The 19,259-nt window shown below is 64.6% G+C and carries 18 protein-coding genes; 12 read left to right on the top strand and 6 right to left on the bottom strand.

Annotated features, from left to right (window positions below):
- Position 1: 1 nt before the first annotated feature.
- Positions 2 to 793: an acyltransferase gene (locus tag ACZY1G_RS13140; protein WP_463822637.1), complete on the top strand. Its 792-nt coding sequence runs from the start codon at positions 2 to 4 to the stop codon at positions 791 to 793.
- On the opposite strand, the gene ACZY1G_RS13135 is transcribed toward ACZY1G_RS13140, so the two are convergent.
- Entirely contained in the window at positions 740 to 1,822 is a 1,083-nt protein-coding gene (locus ACZY1G_RS13135; protein WP_463822636.1) for a cellulase family glycosylhydrolase, read from the bottom strand. The genes ACZY1G_RS13140 and ACZY1G_RS13135 overlap by 54 nt on opposite strands.
- Positions 1,823 to 2,010: 188 nt before the next feature.
- Between ACZY1G_RS13135 and ACZY1G_RS13130 the strand changes: the two genes are divergently transcribed.
- The 5 genes from ACZY1G_RS13130 (at position 2,011) to ACZY1G_RS13110 (ending at position 7,427) form a co-directional block, all read left to right on the top strand.
- Positions 2,011 to 3,348 carry a hypothetical protein gene (locus tag ACZY1G_RS13130; protein ID WP_463822635.1) on the top strand — a complete coding sequence of 446 codons (1,338 nt, stop codon included), beginning with the start codon at positions 2,011 to 2,013 and terminating at the stop codon, positions 3,346 to 3,348.
- A gap of 14 nt (positions 3,349 to 3,362) precedes the next feature.
- Positions 3,363 to 4,274, top strand: a complete 912-nt coding sequence (locus ACZY1G_RS13125; RefSeq protein WP_463822634.1) for a glycosyltransferase family 2 protein — start codon at positions 3,363 to 3,365, stop codon at positions 4,272 to 4,274.
- The gene (locus tag ACZY1G_RS13120; RefSeq protein ID WP_463822633.1) at positions 4,271 to 5,134 is read left to right on the top strand and encodes a glycosyltransferase family 2 protein; all 864 of its coding nucleotides are present in this window, start codon (positions 4,271 to 4,273) and stop codon (positions 5,132 to 5,134) included. The genes ACZY1G_RS13125 and ACZY1G_RS13120 overlap by 4 nt, the downstream gene beginning before the upstream one ends.
- Before the next feature lie 84 nt (positions 5,135 to 5,218).
- Positions 5,219 to 6,070 carry a polysaccharide deacetylase family protein gene (locus ACZY1G_RS13115; RefSeq protein ID WP_463822632.1) on the top strand — a complete coding sequence of 284 codons (852 nt, stop codon included), beginning with the start codon at positions 5,219 to 5,221 and terminating at the stop codon, positions 6,068 to 6,070.
- A gap of 88 nt (positions 6,071 to 6,158) precedes the next feature.
- Positions 6,159 to 7,427 carry a lipopolysaccharide biosynthesis protein gene (locus ACZY1G_RS13110; RefSeq protein ID WP_463822997.1) on the top strand — a complete coding sequence of 423 codons (1,269 nt, stop codon included), beginning with the start codon at positions 6,159 to 6,161 and terminating at the stop codon, positions 7,425 to 7,427.
- On the opposite strand, the gene ACZY1G_RS13105 is transcribed toward ACZY1G_RS13110, so the two are convergent.
- Both ACZY1G_RS13105 and ACZY1G_RS13100 read right to left on the bottom strand, forming a co-directional pair.
- Positions 7,428 to 8,501 carry a GNAT family N-acetyltransferase gene (locus ACZY1G_RS13105; protein WP_463822631.1) on the bottom strand — a complete coding sequence of 358 codons (1,074 nt, stop codon included), beginning with the start codon at positions 8,499 to 8,501 and terminating at the stop codon, positions 7,428 to 7,430.
- A 92-nt stretch (positions 8,502 to 8,593) separates the two neighbouring features.
- A complete protein-coding gene (locus ACZY1G_RS13100) occupies positions 8,594 to 9,403 on the bottom strand; it encodes a hypothetical protein (protein ID WP_463822630.1) in 810 nt (269 codons plus the stop codon).
- Positions 9,404 to 9,971: 568 nt separating this feature from the next.
- On the opposite strand from ACZY1G_RS13100, the gene ACZY1G_RS13095 reads away from it, so the two are divergent.
- Together ACZY1G_RS13095 and ACZY1G_RS13090 are read left to right on the top strand one after the other, a co-directional pair.
- Positions 9,972 to 11,345, top strand: coding sequence for a hypothetical protein (locus ACZY1G_RS13095; protein ID WP_463822629.1), 1,374 nt, complete (start codon positions 9,972 to 9,974; stop codon positions 11,343 to 11,345).
- Positions 11,346 to 11,413: 68 nt separating this feature from the next.
- A complete protein-coding gene (locus ACZY1G_RS13090; RefSeq protein WP_463822628.1) occupies positions 11,414 to 12,118 on the top strand; it encodes a hypothetical protein in 705 nt (234 codons plus the stop codon).
- A 24-nt stretch (positions 12,119 to 12,142) separates the two neighbouring features.
- Here the strand turns inward: ACZY1G_RS13090 and ACZY1G_RS13085 are convergent, their stop codons facing one another.
- Positions 12,143 to 13,030: an MPT63 family protein gene (locus tag ACZY1G_RS13085; RefSeq protein WP_463818360.1), complete on the bottom strand. Its 888-nt coding sequence runs from the start codon at positions 13,028 to 13,030 to the stop codon at positions 12,143 to 12,145.
- 269 nt (positions 13,031 to 13,299) lie between these two features.
- Between ACZY1G_RS13085 and ACZY1G_RS13080 the strand changes: the two genes are divergently transcribed.
- The gene (locus ACZY1G_RS13080) at positions 13,300 to 14,547 is read left to right on the top strand and encodes a hypothetical protein (RefSeq protein WP_463818361.1); all 1,248 of its coding nucleotides are present in this window, start codon (positions 13,300 to 13,302) and stop codon (positions 14,545 to 14,547) included.
- A 115-nt stretch (positions 14,548 to 14,662) separates the two neighbouring features.
- Positions 14,663 to 15,133 (top strand): hypothetical protein, encoded by a 471-nt coding sequence (locus ACZY1G_RS13075; RefSeq protein WP_463818362.1) that lies wholly within the window; start codon positions 14,663 to 14,665, stop codon positions 15,131 to 15,133.
- 4 nt (positions 15,134 to 15,137) lie between these two features.
- Here the strand turns inward: ACZY1G_RS13075 and ACZY1G_RS13070 are convergent, their stop codons facing one another.
- Together ACZY1G_RS13070 and kstD are read right to left on the bottom strand one after the other, a co-directional pair.
- On the bottom strand, positions 15,138 to 15,998 hold the full coding sequence (locus ACZY1G_RS13070; protein WP_463818363.1) for a MaoC/PaaZ C-terminal domain-containing protein: 861 nt from the start codon (positions 15,996 to 15,998) through the stop codon (positions 15,138 to 15,140).
- Positions 15,999 to 16,010: 12 nt separating this feature from the next.
- On the bottom strand, positions 16,011 to 17,693 hold the full coding sequence (gene kstD, locus ACZY1G_RS13065) for a 3-oxosteroid 1-dehydrogenase (RefSeq protein WP_463822627.1): 1,683 nt from the start codon (positions 17,691 to 17,693) through the stop codon (positions 16,011 to 16,013).
- Positions 17,694 to 17,762: 69 nt separating this feature from the next.
- Here kstD and ACZY1G_RS13060 point away from each other — a divergent pair, with 69 nt between their 5' ends.
- Both ACZY1G_RS13060 and ACZY1G_RS13055 read left to right on the top strand, forming a co-directional pair.
- Positions 17,763 to 18,548 carry a 2-keto-4-pentenoate hydratase gene (locus ACZY1G_RS13060; protein ID WP_463818365.1) on the top strand — a complete coding sequence of 262 codons (786 nt, stop codon included), beginning with the start codon at positions 17,763 to 17,765 and terminating at the stop codon, positions 18,546 to 18,548.
- 10 nt (positions 18,549 to 18,558) lie between these two features.
- Positions 18,559 to 19,259, top strand: a 701-nt coding sequence (locus ACZY1G_RS13055) for an acetaldehyde dehydrogenase (acetylating) (protein WP_463822626.1), incomplete at its 3' end; no start/stop codon positions are given.

Genomic DNA, 19,259 nt, shown 5'->3' with positions numbered 1-19,259 from the left:
GGTGAAGAAGAAACTCGAGATTCTGGTCTGGCTTCTGCCGGGCAGCGCGCTGAAGAACCGGCTCTTACGGCGATTCGGCCACGATGTTGCCCCGTCTGCCGGTATCGGTCCACTCCTGGCCTTGAATGTCGGCCGCGCCGTCATCGGGGAGGGCGCGACGATCGGGCCAATGAACATTTTCCGCCGCGTTCGCGTCCTGAAAGTGGGTGACGGCGCGTCGATTGGATCACTCAACACGATCTCGGCACATCCCGCGTTCCAAGCGTTGCACCCAGATGTCGGAACCCTCGTCGTGGGTGACGGCGCGATAATCACGAGTCGACACAACATCGACTGTTCCGGGTACGTTGCGCTCGGCGACATGTCCGGTATTGCCGGCCAGCGAACGACCATCCTCAGCCACGAGATCGACATCATGCTCGACGTACAGTCCGCAGGATGGGTCACCATCGGTGCACGTTCCGTAGTGCTGACCAATTGTCTGGTGCTGAAGGGCGCAGTGCTGCCGCCCCATTCGCTGCTGATCGCGAACTCGATGCTGAACCGCCCCAGGAAGGCGAATCAACCCCCGGGCGTATACGGCGGATCGCCCGCCCAGTTCATCAGATCGATTTCCTTGGAGGGAGGCAGTTGGTTCGAGCGAAAGGAGAGCGCGACGACCACGCTGAGGGTGGATCTTCCCCGCAGCATGCGGCCGAACGGCAATCGTCGAGCAGTCGTCGTCGCACCGTCGACACCGTCAACCGAGGCGGGCTTGGACGGCTGCGAGAGCCGGCTTGGCTGTGAAATCTGACTGGACCAGGCCGTAGTTGTATTCGACGTTGCGACTTCCTGTTTCGACATCGCGGAAGTCGAAGAGGAAGATGGGACCCCCATTGTGAAGAGACCGCAGGAAATCTATCCCGTTGGTCAGGATCTCGCTCTGACGTTGAGGGGACACGCCGACCTGCTGACCCGAAAGATCCGGGGCGGCGGCTCCAGGGGTGGCGGTCGACGCGCCGAACTCGGTGAACCAGATCAGCTTTCCGCCCTGGCCCTCCTTCACCATCAGCTCGCTGACGTCCTTGATCGCTTGGTTCGAGTTCGAGGTGTCCGACGTTCCCCCGGTCGTCAACAGCTCGGGGGTGCTGTAGGGGTGCATGGCGATCGCGTCGAAGAAGTCAGCTGCGCCGTTGTCGTACAACCCCCTGATGAAGGAGACAGGCGACAACTCCGTGGGATTGTCCACCGCGGGGGACGTACCGCCGGTGACCACCACCGATTGAGGGTCGACATTCTTGATGGCCCGGTAAGACTCCTTGAGCATCGACGAGTACAAGGCCAGATTGGGTCCGGGGGCGAAACTGTCGTCGATGTTCGGCTCGTTCCAGATCTCCCAATTGCGAATGACATTCGAGTAGCGCTTGGCGGCTTGCGCAACGAAGTTGGCCCAGGGCCCCGCATCGGCCGGTGCCGGGTGGACGAGGTCTCGGTATCGAGGGGGAACGGCCCACGACGGCGCATAGGACAGCACTCCGAGGATGGCGATACCTCGGCTGGCCGCGCCGTTGACGAGCGAATCTGTCTCGCTCCAGTCGAATTGACCTGGCGAGCGCTCGATGAGATCCCATTCGATTTGAAGCCGAACCGCCCTGAAGCGGTCGGCCGCAATCTGATCGAACTGCCTGTCTCGGGTGGTGGAGTCGGTCAGAGTGACGGCGTTCACTCCGACGAGACCCGGCGGCAACGCCGCGCCCGTGGGCATCGGCCTCGCGAAAGAGTCAGGTGGCCTGACCGCCTGGCAACCGACGATCACGATGACCACCGCCACGATGGCCAACACGTGCAATCGCGAAACTGGTTTGGGGCGTTGGCCCCTCAGGACATCCAATGTCTGGCTCCCCTTCGATCGACAACCCGAGGACTGGGCGGTTCCGGTGCTCTTCGAGCAAGAATGCCCGGCGGGCGGCTGATCTGCAATGGTCTGCTCGATCGATATCGCATCCGGGATCTGATCGATGGATCACCGCGATGAACGGGGTGATTGCGCAATCCAGGCCCAAAGACGGCGACAACGCTGAGATGCGAGTCGCCTCTGGCGTCGTCGCTCCGGCTACGCGCGGGTCGTTCGAGAGGCGGCGGACAAGCGCACGCCGCGCACTCACCGTCATCGTGCTGATCGCACTGGGCGCGACAACGGCTGTTCAGATCCAGGGTTTCACACTGACGATGCTGGCCCCGATCTGTCTTCTCCTGGCACCCGCATTGCTCTTGACGCGCCCGACGCTCGGGCAGTGGCTACCTCTCGCCCTTGCCGTGATCGGGTTCGCAGCGTTCTGCGTCTCGGCCCAGATCAACAATCTGAGTCTCGTCGACCAACGAGTGCAACAGTGGGGCGCATTTGCGCTCTATTTCGTGGGGTTCTTGGTACTCGCCGGCCGAGATCTCCTCCGCATCTTCGCGATCTACTGCGGCATTGCAATCGGGGCATCCTGCTACAGCATCATCCACGTCGGGGCATCCGTCGACACCTACGGTTCGACGGCAGAACTGTGGAAATACGGCTTCGGCCAATGGGTCGTCATCATCTTGCTCTTCTGCCTGGTTCTCCTGAAGGTCCCGCTGCCGCTTCAAGCGCTGTCGCTTCTGCTCGTAGCCACCTACAGTTTGAGTGCGGATTACCGATCACTGGCGATCAATTGCGCGCTCACGACCGTGATGGCTCTGGTGGGGTGGGTCGCTGCCGCCCGCGTTCCCCGTTGGGTGCAAGTCACTTTCGTGGCAGTCTCAGGGACGGCGATGTGTGCGATAGTGCCGCAGTTGGCCGCGAACGGCTTCCTGGGCGATGCGATCCAAAGGAAGACGGAGGATCAACTGGCCGAGGGGGTCCCGTTGATACTGGCCGGCCGAACGGAGTCGCCATTGTCGATTTCGGCCATCCTCGAACGCCCGTGGTTCGGCTGGGCCAGTGCGAACAACATCAGCGCGGAGGCATTCGATCGCGCGAAGTCCCTCGCTGTCTCCCTTGGCTTCGATCCTGCAGCACCCATCGAGAGCGGTTGGTACTTCGCCAACGGAGACGTTTCCCTCCACTCGGTGTTGCTCGGTGCATGGGCGGAAGGCGGAATCTTCGCCGCACTACTGCCGCTGGGGCTTGTCATCGCAGCACTGGCCATGGTCTGGAACGCATCCCGATATGGGCGCTGGTCCGTTCTGGTGATCGCTGCGTCACTGCAGGCGGTGTGGGATCTCTTCTTCTCACCATGGTCCTACGGTTCCCTCGCCGGTTTCGCCATGCTCGCAGTTGTCTTCACAGCGAGGCACATGCCCTCGCAGCCGCACGTGGATCCGAAGGAGTTCGTCCGTTGACTATCGAGCCCACAGTGAGCGTCATCATCCCAACAGTCGGCCGAGCGAGTCTGCGCACCGCGGTCGAATCTGTCCTGAATCAGACCGTCCCACCCCTTGAAGTCATCGTCGTGGTCGATTCGGACAGCGAGCCGGAACTTCCGGAATCGGATGAGATCCGCGTCCTGCGGACATCCGGACACGAGGGTCCCGGTCGTGCCCGACAACTCGGGATCGACTCTGCGAAGGGCACTATCATCGCGCTCCTCGACGATGACGATCTCTGGAAAGAGTTCAAGCTCGAGAGGCAGCTCGCCGCAGCACCGGATTGTCGGGGACGGTGGATCGTCTCCTGTCGGTACGAGAGACGGGCAGAGGGCCACAAGCCCCTGACGATGCCGCGCAGGTTGATCGATCCGCACGAACGAGTGGCCCCGTACTTGATGCAACTGGTCTCCATGAGACGAGCGAGACCTTCGCTCGCGGTGCCGACACTCATGTTCCCCAGGACAGTTGCCGATGCGGTGCCCTTGTCGGTGTCGGCCGGCTCGATCCACGACGACCCCTCGTGGTTGATGAGAGTCCAGCACGAGCTACCGGATCTCCCGATTCTCCAACTCCCCGACTGCCTCGTCGAGGTCAACGTTACGGCCAACTCGACGTCTCGTCCGGGGGTGGATCGCAGCGCCGACTACATCGATTGGGGAAGAAGCGAACTCGCCGACGAGTCGAAGCGGGTGCGAGGTGACTACTTCCTTTACAGCCCTGTCAGTTCCGCCCTCGAAGCAGGCTCGTTCCGGAGCGTTCTCCGATCGGTTGTCGCGAGTGTCCGATGGGGTCGCCCAGGAGTCTGGGCATGGATCTACGCGTTGTCGGCAATTGTCCGGATCGCACTGCGAAAGGCGCGACGTTGGCTGAGGAATGCTTCGAGGAAGACGGACCAATGAGCTCTGCTCCGACTGTTTCGGTGATCACCATCACCCTGAACGACCTCGACGGTCTGAGACGAACCGTCGACAGCGTCCGTGCTCAGCGGTACGCGGGACCCGTGGAACACATCGTGATCGACGGTGGCTCGGGTGACGATGTGGTGGACTACCTGCGCCAGATCGAGTCCGGCCTGAGGTACTGGCAGTCTCAACCCGATGCCGGGAGATATGACGCGATGAACCAGGGGATCGGCCATGCATCGGGAGATATGTTGTGGTTTCTGCATTCTCGCGATTGCTTCTCCGATGAGGACTCGCTGGCCCACGTAGTGCAGACGGTCGCCCGCCATGGTCCTGTGAACGACCTCTGGGGCTACGGCATCGAGAACTTGATCGGGCCGGACGGGGCCACCGTCGGTCTGCAGGCACCCATGCCCTTCGACATGCGCAAGTTCCTGATGATCCAGGCGACCATCCCGCATCAGGCATCGTTCTTCGGTTCGTCCGTAGTCAGGAAGGTAGGTGGATACGATCTCGAGTTCGAGATCGCTGCCGATCAACTGTTCATGCTGCGCGCGGCACTGATTCACGAACCCATCACCATCGAGCGCGTAGTCGCCGACTTCGACATCACGGGCGCCGGTTCGGCACGCTCGGTTGACGACGTCTTCGACGATATGCGGAGGATATGGGACTCGGTCGGCTGTTATCCCTTCCACGGTAGGCGGACCTCCCGCGCTCTCCTTCGCTGCTGGGAATATGCGGTGAAAACGAAGATCGCCATGCTCCCGGCGGTGACCGCCATGAGAGAACGGTCTGTTCACATGCCCGCCAACAAGCTCCTGCGGAGAGTTCCGTGCAGTGATGCGCCTCTGTGACCGTGGCCGGACCTCGCGCGCCTCCCAGCCGGACCGGATGCTGCGAGGGGTGATCGATGCGCTGGCACCGCCGGGGGCGAGGGGATGCACGGGCTCGAGCGCAAGGGCCACAGAGAGTTTGATGTCTTGTCTGGGGGAGTAATGAACGATCCGTTTGTCCGCAAGAGTGGCCTGCAGCGCGCCGCGCACTGTGCCGTCGATGCTGTCGTCGGTAACCGTTGGGGGTCGATCCGAAGTGTGCGGACCCGTCAGCCACTCGTGGCGTTGACCTTCGATGACGGGCCCAGTAGTGAGTGGACACCCAGAATACTGGACATTCTGGCGGAAAACCGCTCACATGCAACGTTTTTCATGCTGGTGGAAAGTGCTCGCAGGCTACCGGAGTTGGTGCATCGCGTCGTCGACGAGGGCCACGAGATCGGTCTGCACGGATTCGATCACCGCAGGCTTGCCGGCGGTTCGAGGCGATCAACGCGACTGACGCTCGCTGCAGCGGCATCAGAACTCGCCGCGATCTCCGGAGTACCAGTCAAATATTTCCGTCCCCCCTTCGGTGCCCAGACTGTGGGTTCGTTCCTGGGTGAGCGCGATGCCGGCCTCGAGACGGTGATGTGGGATCTGGACAGTTTCGACTGGAGCGGTTTAGGGGAGAGCGAAGTAGCGTCCGAGGTGATCGACCAAATGGAGCCAGGGAGCATCGTGCTGCTCCACGACACCCTCGCCGATGATCCCGATTGTGAGTTCGATCGGGCCGTCGCCGCAGAAATGATCGTCGACGGGTTGCGGCGTCGCGCTCTGCAGAGCACCACCGTCTCCGCACTGTTGGAATCGGGCCAGGTGCGGCGCGCCGCCTACTTCTCCCTGTCGGCGTGGTGCGGCTCGAGCGTACGAGCTCCTGCCCGTATTCGGACAGGACGCAGCGATGACTTCTACTGACGCCGTCCGCTACGACGCGACGCTTGCGCCCATCGAACGCAAGGCGATTCTGCTGGGCACGGCGTTCCGCATCGTCGGAACGCCGTTGGTGGCGCTGATCGGGCTGGCCAACACGGCAGTGATCGTGCGTCAGACCGGGGAGGCGGTCTTCGGAGTCGTTTCACTCGTCACAACGCTCAGCCTTCTCATTCCGTTCGCGGATCTCGGGATCGGCGCGGTCGTGACCAGTGCGTGCTCGAGGCCCGGCCGGCTGACCGACGACGGCGTGGCTCTGGCCACCGTGCAGCGTGGTTTGCGAATGCTGAGTGCCGTTGCAGCCGGATTGATCGTGATCAGCCTGCTGGTCATGGCCACGGATTCATGGCATCTGTTGATCGGGACGAACACGGGCTCGGCCGACCGTATCGCGATCACAGTGGCCGTGTGTCTGATTGCTCTGGGGATCCCCGCCGGTATCGGCATCCGGATCATCATCGGCTTGAACATGAATCCGCTGGCAGTGCTGATGACAATCGCCAATGCCGCGTTCACCTTGCTGCTGACGCTGACGCTGAAAAGTCTTGATGCGGACAGCATTTGGTATGCCATATCGGGTGCCGGCGGGGTTCTCGCAGGGAACTGCGTTGCCACGATTTTCGCGTTCAGGAAAAGTGGTCTCGGATGGGCGTCGTTCGCACGTCCCAGCGCGGACTACTCGAGACGCGAGGTTCTGCACGGCTCGTTGTGGATGTTCGTGTTGAGTATCGGCCTACCGCTTGGTCTTCAGTCTCACCGATTGATCCTCTCCCACGTGTCAACGCCTCAGGAACTCTCGCGTTATGCGTTGACAGCGCAGATCTTCGGCGTGGTGTGGATGGTCTTCGATACGGCAGGAATGGCGCTGTGGCCGGTTTTCGTCAAACGGCGAACAGCCACGATCGCTTCCGCGCAGCTGTGGCTGAGATCGGTCGCCGCGTTCGGGATGTTCTCCGCAGTCGCCGGCGTCGGGATCGTGGCATTCGCGCCGTGGGCCACCTCGGTGCTTTCAGGTGGCCTTGTCACCGCGCCGCGGGCATTGGCGGTTGCGTTCGCAGTGATGCTCTTCGTCGAATGCATTCACCTGCCAGGCGGGGTGATGCTGACGATGCCGCGTGAAGCCCGGTGGCAATCGTTCTGTATCACGGCCATGGGAGTGACGGCCGTGCTGCTGGGCATCTGGTGGGGCGCACGATGGGGCGCCACCGGCGTGGTGGCCGCAGCGGCCGTTGCGATGCTGCTTACGCAGGTGATTCCAGATTTTGTGTGGATTCCGCGGATGCTGAGGGCTCGAGAGCAGGATGAGCTCACCGACAGCACAACGATGTCCGCGATGCGGTAGTCATCTGCGTGCTTCGCATGTCGCGAGGGCCCGGTACGCAGTCGCCCGCATCGCGCTCAGTCTGGGCTTGAGCGGAGAATCCTTCAATCGAGCGATCGCCGTCCGCTGGGCGGCGATGCGAGTCACTCGTAGTTTCCGCCGCCATGGGGCGGCCGTGACCTCGCCCTGGGCCACTGAAATCGCGCCGGTCATCGCCCGCCTCTTGTAATCCTCATCACCGGGACCGAGATCGATGCGAGCCAAACCCAGCTGTGGGGCGGCAGAGACCAGTTCGCGCAACAGAATCCATCCAGGTGCCAACTCGGCGAAGGACCGGTCGAACACGGGGAACCACCAATGCAGCACCGGACCGTCACGGAGACCGAAGTGCGCCGCAAGCAGCGTATCGCCCGCGTACACCGCCGACAGCATGCCGGCAAAACCGTCGACTCTGGTCTGAGCCAGATGGTGGATCATGTCCCGACGGCGCTGCATTGCGAAGAAGTCGTATGCACCGGTCGCTGCGTATTGGTCGCGTTTGGTGTCGATCAACCAGTCCAGCACGCGGGGGTCCCGGACATCCCACACGAGACGCACGTCGCCGAGTTGACGTGCTGCCTTGTTGGTCATCCGACGCACTCGAGAAAGCTTGTCCCGACTTGCCTTGTTGATTCGGCTCACATAGCCGTCAAGGCCACCGGTGACGTCGATGAAGGGCGCTTCCAGATAACCGTCGACCCACGGCGCGAATTCATCACGTGTTTCTGAGAAGTGGTCGAAGGTCAGCGCGTGAACGCCTGTGGTGCGTACCAACTCGAGAAGATCGACCGGAACACCCGGCGCCGCCACCGGTCCTTGGAAGTCGGCTCCTGGCCAGCCGACCGGCCGTGCGCGTCGCTTGTGTATCTGGATGGGCAACCAGATACGACCGTCGTTCACAGCCACCTGCACGTCGCCGAACATCGCGTGTACAGCGCCGGCGAAGGCGGGATGGAAGTACGGGCTGTCGAGCGCCGGATTGCTGGCGCGAACTTCGGACCACGCTTTGCGTTGATTCGCATCAAGCGCGGCGAAATCCGTCAGGGTCCAGGCCACACAGGTCAACCTACAGGGGAGAGTGGTAGCGGTGCTGCTGTTCGCCTCACTTGAGTGCCTGCCGAGTGAGTCCCGTTCGTGCGCAGACTACTTCACGGACGAGGCACGAGCGTATTGGTGGGACCCGATGATGCCCGCCATCGCCGGATCTCGACGCGAGTATCGGTACTGGCGTTGCCGTAGAACTGCTCGACCGTGACATACGGAGCTGTCACATCCCTGATCTGGGTGTGCGTGAACGGGCCGTAAACGGCGCCCGTCGGTCCCAACACCCACGCCTGGCCCGCCGCCTTGTCGACGGAGACCGCAACGTGCTGAGTTTCGGTTGTGAAGCGGCGCCCGTATGGCACATTCGCGATGACCGTCAGAACATGGTCGTGCCATACGCCGTACTCGAAGTGATCATCGAGGAACACGACGTGCGCCGGACTGTCCGGTGTGAGTGTGTCGCCCAGGTACCCAGAGGGGATCGCGGTTGCGTACAACCCCAAAGCCAGCGCGCCGCTCGCCGTTCCGCCGGATCCGAAGTTCCAATCGGCCTCGACATAGGAGACCGTGGCACCCAATTGTGCTGTGGCGTAACCGGCTCCGCGGCTCGGGGCGTTGTAGTCGATGATCGACCTCCCCCCTCGGATGGTGGGACGGGCGGACTCGTTCGGCGTGTAGGTGAGAATCGCGGTCTGCCCGGAGTCGAACACGGCAGGATGGCTACCGTCCGGCTCAGTGCTGTAGTCCTGGTAGAGGTCAGAGTGGGCCGACGGCGACGCGCACGTGCACAGCAGCAGGCACAGAAGCGTTCCGCACAGGGCGCGAATGGAGCCGTCGATGACGCACTTCACCCACTGCCAGGCGCCGCCGCGCCCGTGCTCGCAGCCGTCGCGTTTCGCCGGCGCGGCTGGCATGTCCCCGTGATTCACCGACGAAGTGGGTGGTGTCGTCATCAATGCCCTTCGGTCGGTGTGCCACCGTGACCCTGACTGGATGATCGCAGACACAGGAGTGGCGCCGCGAAATTTTCGCCAGGTCGGAGTGAACATGGGCCTTCGGCAGAGTTCACAATGACATTGACACCGTTTGTCGATTACAGCAACCGATATTATCGGACGACGAAATGTTTCCTTTCGAGAGTTCATCTGGCAGATCCACGCTGGTCCGCGCGGTGAGATTCATGCTTTTCGGCAAGGATCTAGTTCTTTCCTAGGTACCGGTACGAACGAGATTGATGGCCGCTAGGAGTGCTGAGTACGCCTCGTAAGAAGGAAGATTCGGGGTGTTCGGACATGTGGGCACCGGTCCACGGCCCACCGTCGACCACAACAGGTCGCCTAGCGTCCGTCGTCGAATGTTCGGGTCGATTTCCGTCTGTCTGACTAATTGTCTGGTCTGACTCGCCGCGTTATTGACACTCTGTCTGGCAAAGTTCTACTCTGTTTGCACAGCCTACCGACCCAAGAATGAGGAGGGTGGCCCGTGAGCGAAACGCCGCGTGTTCGCGCATCGGCTCCGTGGGTGGCTATTCGAAAGATCGTCGACCATCCGGAGCTCGTCGGCGACCACATGTCTACAGGAGCTCGCCGCGGCTTCCTGCTGTTCCTCGTCTCGGGCATCGCGATTCAGACGTGGGCTCTCATCCCGTCGACAGTGCCGTCTGGGATCTACGTTTCACTTCCTGATATGACGAAAGTTGCTGCCGCTGGCGATGACTCACCGAAGAAGGGTGCCGACATCAAAGGCCCGACCGATATTCGCAGTGTGGTGAGCACCGAGTCGGTGGAGTTCAAGACGTTCGGGGGCGCCAGGGTGGGTATGGCGCCGGGTCCGCAAATCGCCGCCAACCCACAACTTTTCGGCATTCTTGGCGAAGCACCGGTGAAAGCCAAGTTGCAAGCGCTGCTGATCCTCTTGACGTCGAGGTTCGGCGACAGAGACGTGTCAGCTCTGGTCGACAAACTCCGTGCGTTACTGGCGTTGCCCGATTCCGCACTGACTGCTGTGCTCGGTCTTCCCGAAATGAGGGACTTGAGTCGGCTGCTCGACGCCGCTTCGCTGGGAACGGTGGATCTCCCGAGGATCACCATGGAGATGGGCAAGATCGCGCTGACGTCAGCTCCCAAAACGCCCTACCAGGTGGAGATCGCGGTCAACGGTAGGCCGACCGTCAGCGTGGACATGCGCTATGTCCGCAGCGACTCTGCGGCGCCATTCGCCGCTACCGCGCCTACGACGGCGCCTGCGATGGCGCCTGTCGGATTTGTCAATGTCGAGCCGGGCGTCTCCATCGTCGCTGACGCCATCACGGCCAATGTCATGCGTGCGATTTCTGCTGCGCCGATGCCGGCGCCCGAGATGCTCGCTGCGACGGTGGAGGCAGCTCCTACAACAGCACCGGCTCCGATGACTTCGATGGAACCGGTGACCATCACACCCGAGACGTTCGCTCCGACGACCGTGACAGCTGCTCCTGAGACGTTCTCTGCACCAACGATGACGGCTGCGCCAGAAACTGTTGCACCATCGGTGTTATCGACGCCGGAGCCGACTGAACCCACCCGTACCACCATCGAAGGCGACGTGCCGGATACGGTGCCGGACGCCGATGAACTGAACTCGGACGACAACGCTGAGTCCCCAGGCGACGAACCGCAGGGCGGACAAAGCAGGTCACCTTCAGACAACGCGTCAGAGTCGACCGGAATGGCGGGAACTGGGGAAGGCACTGCCGAGGGTGGTGGCGCTGGCCCGACGGGAGAACGAGAAGCGGGTGGCGGCAATGACTCTGCAGGTGGCGGCAATGATTCTGCCGGTGGCGGCGACGGGTCCGACGGGGGTTCGCCCGGCTCGTGACTCGCGGGGGCACAGTCGCCGGCACAGCATGAAGCGATCGAGGTCCAGCACGCATTAGCCTGGGCAGCATGAGTCCTCAGGAGCCGGAACTCGACGACGAGGACACCGGGCCGCTGCAGATCAGCTCGCGTGTGTCGCCGCCGGCCGCGGCGGATCGTCGATTCGATGCGCCGCTGTCGGTGAATCCCCGGCCAGTTCGCCGCGACAACCGGCCGTTCCTTCTGATCGCGGTCGCAACCGTCGCCGTGCTCGTCCTCGGTGTGCTCGCATGGCTGTTCTGGCCGTCGTCGAACGACGCGGCGTCCGCGGGCGGCGACGCCTCGGCGACATCGACGACGGAGAGCCCGGAGCAGGCTCAGGCGCGGTTGCTGGGCATGTTGCCACCGGGTTATGCCCCGGATTCCTGCGAGACCGTTGTCCCCGCGCAGGGGGCGCTGGCACAGGTCAGCTGCGGACAGAACACCGATCCGGGCGGTCCGCTGAGCGCCACGTATTCGCTTGCCAGCGACAAGGCTGCCGCGAAGAACCTGTTCGACAACATCGTCAGTACGTCGTCGGTCGTCGATTGCCCTGGCAACATCCAATCGCCCGGTCCGTGGCGCCGCAACGCGACCCCGCAGCAAACGGCAGGAACGCTGGTCTGCGGGTTCCAGCAGAGCAAGCCGACGGTCGGCTGGAGCACCGATGCCGATCTGTTGGTCAGCCAGGTTCAGTCAGGACCGACGGGCCCGAACATGGTCCAGCTGTACACCTGGTGGGCATCTCACTCCTAGCGGAACACCCAGTGAGGAGACCGTTTACGACGGTGGCGGCACCACAACGGTGGTCGTGGGCGGGCTCTGCACGGTCGCGGGGGTGCCGCTACTGCCCGCCGGAAGCGGGGTGCCGGAGCTGCCCTGAGGTGGCGGGCTGACCGCGGCGGGCACCGGTGCCGGGCTGGCCGGAGCGGGGCTCGCGGGAGCCATGTCGGCGGGGATCGGAGTGCCTGCACTGCCGGCCGGCAGCGGAGTTCCCGAGCTCCCCTGTGGCAGCGGCGTACCCACGCTGCCCGCAGGAACCGGACTCGGGAATTCGGTGGCCGAGGCAGGTGCGGCGCCCGGAGTCGGAGTCGTCGACGTCGGGGCGGTCTCCGGGGTCGCTGTCTCGGCGGCGCCGGAGGATGCCGAGCCAGACGATGCGGGGGCGCGGTAGCCGCCTGTCGATGGCGGGGGCGGCGGCGGTGGCTCCACCCACAGCAACAGCTGGTCAGGGCCTCCATCGGAGTAGAAAACGCTGTCGGGCTTCTCGCCGGTCACGTCGAAGTAGATCTTCCCGCTGGTCTTCTCGCCCTGCGCCAACGTCGACGGGTTCACGCCCTGCGGAGTGGCCACGGTGAACAGCACCCGGTAGGTGTCGCCGTTGCGGGCGCGCGCGTTGAGATTGGGCACGATCGGTGTCACTGACCCGGCGATCGCCTCATCGGTGGCGGTGGCCTCCCACAGCGTGCCGGCCGGCTGATAGGGGATCATGTCGCTGCTGGGCTTGAGGCCCGTGATCGTCCAGTGCTGTACCACGTTGCCGTTGACGAGTTCACCGGGCTGGCCGAGGTACTGCACCTCCGCGTCGGCGGACGCCATCGGTGCACCGGACACGCCGAGCGCGGTCGCCGTGGCGGCGGCAGCGATCACTGCGGGCTTGAATTTCACTGGATTCGTCCTCCCGACGTTCATTGGCGAGCAGCGGGTTTTACCCCCGAGCAACCTAACAGTTCCCGCACCACCCCAGTGCACCAATTTGTTCGGTGAGGTGGCTTCGGCCTTAGCGGACAGCGGAACTGGGCTAGCGCCGGCCTGTGTGTCCGACCTGCCGACACGACCGTCGGCAGCAAATCGCGAGTTTCCGTTCACGTCGACGCTCGAAGGACTAGTGTCCCCGGCTGACGGGGATTCGATCACGAACAAGGGGACCTTCTTTCATGGGCAAGCATTCCAAGAGCGGCGCACGCTCGATGTCTGTGCGCACCTATCTCGCCGCCGGCGTCGCGGCCGGTGTCACCAGTGCGGCGATGGCCGGCATCGGGACGCTGATGTTGGCGCAGGACACCATGCCGGCGCCGGTGACGCACCAGGTGCAACTGGTCAACGACGAGGACGTGCTGTGGTGGCAGCAGGTCGGCGCGAACAGCCACAAGGGGGCCGCTGCGGACGACGTCCCCGCTCCGGTCAAGCCCGCGCTGCGGCCGATGATCGGCGAGGGTGGCTGGCTCTACGGAGACGGCGTCGACGCCGCCGCCGACTGCACCGGCACCGCCTGCAACGGCGGCGACGCCGGCCTGCTCGGCGGCAACGGTGGGGACGGGGCCAATGGTGGTTCGGGCGGCGATGCCGGTAAGTGGTTCGGCAACGGCGGCAACGGTGGTAACGGCGTCGACGCTGCCGCCGACTGCACTGGCGCCGCGTGCAACGGCGGCGCAGGTGGCGCGGGCGGCAATGGCGGCAAGTTCGGCGGCAACGGCGGTAGCGGCGGCAACGGTGGCAAGGGTGTGAACAACACCGCCAACGTCGTCGATGACCCGGCCACGACGGACAAGGACGAATCCGCCGTCAACAACGCATTCGGCGGAAACGGCGGCGCCGGTGGCAGTGGCGGCCGGTGGGGCGGAAAGGGCGGCAACGGCGGTAACGGTGGCACCGCCGCCTCGACCAACGGCTCGGCTCAGGGTGGCAAAGGCGGCGCAGGCGGCGACAGCGGTGAGGTCGGAAGCGTGACCGCGGGCAACGGCGGTAACGGCGGCAGTGCTCAGACCTCGGGCACCGACGAGATTGCTGTCGGCGGTGCCGGCGGCTCCGGCGGCCGCTCGGAGCTGGGCACCGGCGGTACCGGCGGTACCGGCGGCGACGCGACCGGCAACAACGACAACGACACCTTCGGTGGCAAGGGTGGTGCCGGCGGCGGCACCAAGAACGGCCAGGCCGGTGGCGGCGGCGCGGGCGGAAACGCCACCGCTGGCGCAGGAGACGCGACCGGCGGCAACGGCGGCGACGGCGGTGACGGCACCGGCATCGTCGGCAAGGGGGGTAACGGCGGCAAGGGCGGCAACGGCACGTCTGCCACGGGCACGGCCAAGGGTGGCACCGGTGGCGCGGCCGGCGGGGGCGGCTTCTTCGGGAAGTCCGGGACCAAGGGCGCCAACGGCACGCCCCCGCCTGCATCGAACGGTTAAGTAACCACAACCACGCAGGCACGGGCGTCGACACGTAGTCGACGCCCGTGTCGGCGTGTGCGCAATTGAAAGTGTCTGCAAATCAAGGTGATTCGCATCGGCTATCATCGCTGGCATGTCTGACACCAAACCCGCGTGGATGGCCCCGGCCGCGCTCGTCGTCGCCGTGATCGCCCTCGCCCTCGCCGCGTGGGGTGTGCTGCGCCCGTCGTCGACCGACAGCGGCAACGCCGCGGGTGCCCCATCCTCCGGTGATGCCAAGACCGAGATCTGTCAGGCGTTCACCACGGTGCGCAACGCGGTCTCATTGCAGACAAACGCGAATCTCGGCACCGACAAAGTGGCCCGCCAGGCGGTGGCCGCGAATGCCCGGCTCGCCACTCTCGGCGGCGGTGAGTTCCTGCTGTCCCGACTCAACCCCGCTGTCCCCGGCGATCTGGCCGATGCAGTGCGGTCCTTCGCCAATGACCTCACCTACATCGGCATGGGTCAACTCGCCGGCGCCCCCGGAGACGACCCCGCTCAGGCCCAGCGGCAGACCAGCGCGCAGGACACCGCGACCAAGATCGACGAGTTGTGCCGCTAGCGGATCAGGCGGGCACGAACTCCACACCGGCCAGCGCCACGGCGTCGTCGCGCTCCGGCGCGGTGACAGTCGCGCGATAGATGCCGGCGTCCTTCCACACGTTCACTGTCAACGTCTCGCCGGGGAACACGACACCCGCCATCCGCGCACCGTAGGACTTCAGCGCAGCGACGTCGCCGTCCAGGAGGTTGTCCACCAGCGCCTTGCAGGTCATGCCATAGGTGCACAGCCCGTGCAGGATCGGCCGCGGAAAGCCTGCTGCCGCAGCGAATTCCGGGTCCGAATGTAGCGGGTTGCGGTCGCCGCACATCCGGTACAGCAGCGCCTGCTGCGGCGAGGTGGGAAGCGTCAGTTCGACATCGGGTGCGCCGTCGGGTGCTTCTGACGATCCCGACGGGCCGCGGTCGCCGCCGAAGCCGCCCTCGCCGCGGGCGAAGATCGATCTCTTCTGTGTCCACAGCAGCGTCCCGGCGGTATCGGTGACCTCGGTCTCCGACCAGATCACCGCCGCCTTGCCCTTGTCCCAGATCTCGGTGAATCGAGTGACGGCGGTGGCCGTCCCCGACGGCGGAATGGGGCCGGGCACGGTCACTGCCTCGCTGGCGTGCAGCACCTTGGACAGTTCGATGTCGATGCCGGGAAACTTCACGGCGGGAGGTTCGGTCATGTGGAAGCTCTGCGCGACGTTGCCGAAGGTGGGCAGGACCTGCGGTGTGCCGTCGGTCAGGTAGCGCAGCTCGCGGGGGTCCATGGGGTCGGCGCCCGCGCCGAGGCCGAGGTGGTAGAGCTGCACATCGCTACTGGTCCAAGAGAATTGGACCGGGGGGAGTTCGGCGCCGATCGCCTCGTCGAGATTGATGGGCATGATGGGTTCCTGCTACTCCTTGCCGGCCAGATGCCGCGCCGCGAGGTATCCGAAGGTCATCGCGGGTCCGATGGTGCCGCCGGGGCCGGGGTAGGTGTGCCCCATCACCGGTGCGCTGACGTTGCCCGCCGCGTAGAGCCCGTCGATGATCGAACCGTCGTCGCGCAGGGCGCGCCCGTAGATGTCGGTGACGATGCCGCCCTTGGTGCCCAGGTCTCCAGGGACCATCTTCGCGGCGTAGAACGGGGCGTGGCTGATCTCGCCGAGGTTGGGGTTCGGCTTGTTGGTGGGATCGCCGTAGTAGCGGTCGTACGCACTCTCTCCGCGCTTGAAGTCCTCGTCCACGCCGGCGCGGGCGAATCCGTTGAAACGCTGGACGGTCGAGGCGAGGGCATCGACGGGAAGGCCTGTCTTGGCGGCCAACTCGTCGAGCGTGTCCGCCTTCACGATGACCCCGGACTCCATCCACTTGTTCGGAATCCGTTGTCCCGGTTGCAGACCGGCGAAGATATAGCGGTCGCGGTATCGCTGATCGAAGATGAGCCAGGCCGGGATGTTCTCACCGGGGCCCTGGCCCTGACCGAACTGTCCGCCGTACATGTGGTGGCACGCTTCGACATACGGCATCGACTCGTTCATGAAGCGTTTGCCGTTCATGTTGACGATGATCGAGCCGGGGGAGTTGCGCTCGGACAGCGCGAACCACGGTGCGCCCTTGAGCGGAACCGTAGGACCCCACCAGGCGTCTTCCATGACATCCAGTGCGGCGCCCAGCTTTTCGGCGGCGAGGATACCGTCGCCGGTGTTGGCCACCGCGCCCACCGTCCACTCGGTGGTGATGGGGGCGCGCTGGTACTTCACCCGCATCTGCTCGTTGTGCTCGAAGCCGCCGCTGCCCAGGATCACCCCTCGACGAGCCCGGATCAGCGTCGGCTCGGCACTCTCGGGTGCGGAGGTGTCGCGGACGTAGATGCCGCGAACCACGCCGTCTTCGACGTGGAGGTCGGTCATCGCGGTGTTGAGCTGCACCGGCACCCCGGCCTTCTGCAATCCGATGCGCAGCGGCGCGATGAGTGCGCGGCCCATCCCGACGAGGTTCTTGCCGGTGGCCTGCGCCCACATCGTGCGGGCGCCGACCTTCAGGCTGCGCAGCACGCCGCGAGGATGGCGCTTGAGCTGGTTGAGCCGCACGTAGTCCTGCTGCATCACCACCACGTTGAGCGGCACCTTGCCGTACGGCGGTTCCAGCCCCTTCATGTCGGGGCCGAGCTTCTTGGCGTCGAAGGGCTTGGGCTCCACCGAACGGCCGGTGGACTTGCCGCCCGGCGACTCGGGGTAGTAGTCCGAGTAGTTCGGCACCCAGCACAGCTTCAGTGGCGAGTGCTGGAGCACGAAGGACAGCATCTCGGGACCGCGGTCGAGGTAGGTGTCGATCTTCTCCGCCGGCACCACGTCACCGATGATCGAGTGCAGATAGGTGCGGGCGGCCTCGCGGGTGTCGCTGACCCCGTCGCGCTCGAGGATTTCGTTGTTCGGAATCCACACCCCGCCACCTGAGCGTGCGGTCGAACCACCGTAGTGCGGGGCCTTCTCGACGACTATCGTCGAGAGGCCCTGATGAGCGGCCGTGAGGGCGGCGACCATACCCGCGGCGCCGCTGCCCACCACGACGACGTCATACTCGTGCTCGGTCATGTAGAACACGTTATAGAATTGCCCGGCCGACTAACAACTGTGCCGGTGGACGAAACGAGGGGAATTCACATGTTGCCCGCGCAGGTGCGCGAAAAGCTCGCCGCCGACCTGGCCGAAGCCGAGCGCACGCGTCAGCCCATCTCGCCTCTCACCGATGCCCATCCCGACATCGACGTCGTCGACGCCTACGAGATCCAGCTGATCAACATTCGGTCGAAGGTGGCCGACGGCGCGCGGGTGATCGGGCACAAGGTGGGACTCTCCTCGGAGGCCATGCAGAAGATGATGAACGTCGACGAGCCCGACTACGGGCATCTGCTCGACGGCATGGAGGTGTTCGAGGACCGGCCCGTCGAGTCGGCCCGCTACCTGTACCCGCGCGTCGAGGTCGAGGTCGGCTTCATCCTCTCCGACGACCTGCCGGGCGCCGGGTGCACCGAGGACGACGTGCTCGCCGCGACCGCGGCGTTCGCGCCGGCAATCGAGTTGATCGACACGCGGATCACGAACTGGCAGATCAAGTTGTGCGACACCATCGCCGACAACGCCTCGTCGGCGGGATGGGTGCTGGGCGAGGCCCGGGTCTCGCCCAAGGATGTGGACATCAGGGCCATCGACGCGGTGCTGACCAACAATGGCGACGTGGTCGCCGAGGGCCGCAGCGATGCGGTGCTGGGCAACCCCGTCACCGCGGTGGCGTGGCTGGCACGCAAGGTGGAGAGCTTCGGTGTCCGGCTCAAGGCCGGCGACATCGTGCTGCCCGGCTCGTGCACCCGCGCGATCGACGCGCCTCCGGGTAGCCACTTCGTCGCAGATTTTTCCGGATTGGGTTCGGTACGACTGGATTTCGAGTAGGAGCCGACACATGGGTGACAAGGCAACCGTGGCGATTGTGGGGTCGGGGAACATCAGTACCGACCTGTTGTACAAGCTGCTGCGTTCGGAGTGGTTGGAGCCGCGGTGGATGATCGGTATCGACCCCGAGAGTGAGGGTTTGGCGCGGGCCGGCACGCTGGGCCTGGAAACCAGCCATGAGGGTGTGGATTGGTTGCTCGCGCGTGAGGAGCTGCCCGATATGGTGTTCGAGGCGACCAGCGCCTATGTGCATCGGGATGCGGCGCCGCGTTACGCCGAGGCCGGTATCCGGGCCATCGATCTGACGCCGGCCGCGATCGGGCCGGGGGTGATTCCGCCGGCGAATCTGCGTGAGCATCTGGATGCGCCGAACGTGAACATGGTGACCTGCGGGGGGCAGGCGACGATACCGATCGTGTACGCGGTGTCGCGGGTGGTGGGGGTGCCGTATGCCGAGATCGTGGCGTCGGTGTCCTCGGCGTCGGCGGGTCCGGGCACGCGGGCCAACATCGACGAGTTCACCAAGACCACCAGTGCGGGTGTGCAGCACATCGGTGGCGCGGCGCGGGGTAAGGCGATCATCATTTTGAATCCGGCGGATCCGCCGATGATCATGCGCGACACCATTTTCTGTGCGATCCCCGAGGATGCCGACCACGCGGCGATCACGGCGTCGATCAAGGATGTGGTGGCCGAGGTGCAGACCTATGT

The organism is Mycobacterium sp. IDUB_5 (assembly GCF_055419565.1).
This window is presented reverse-complemented; position numbering and strand designations above follow the sequence as displayed.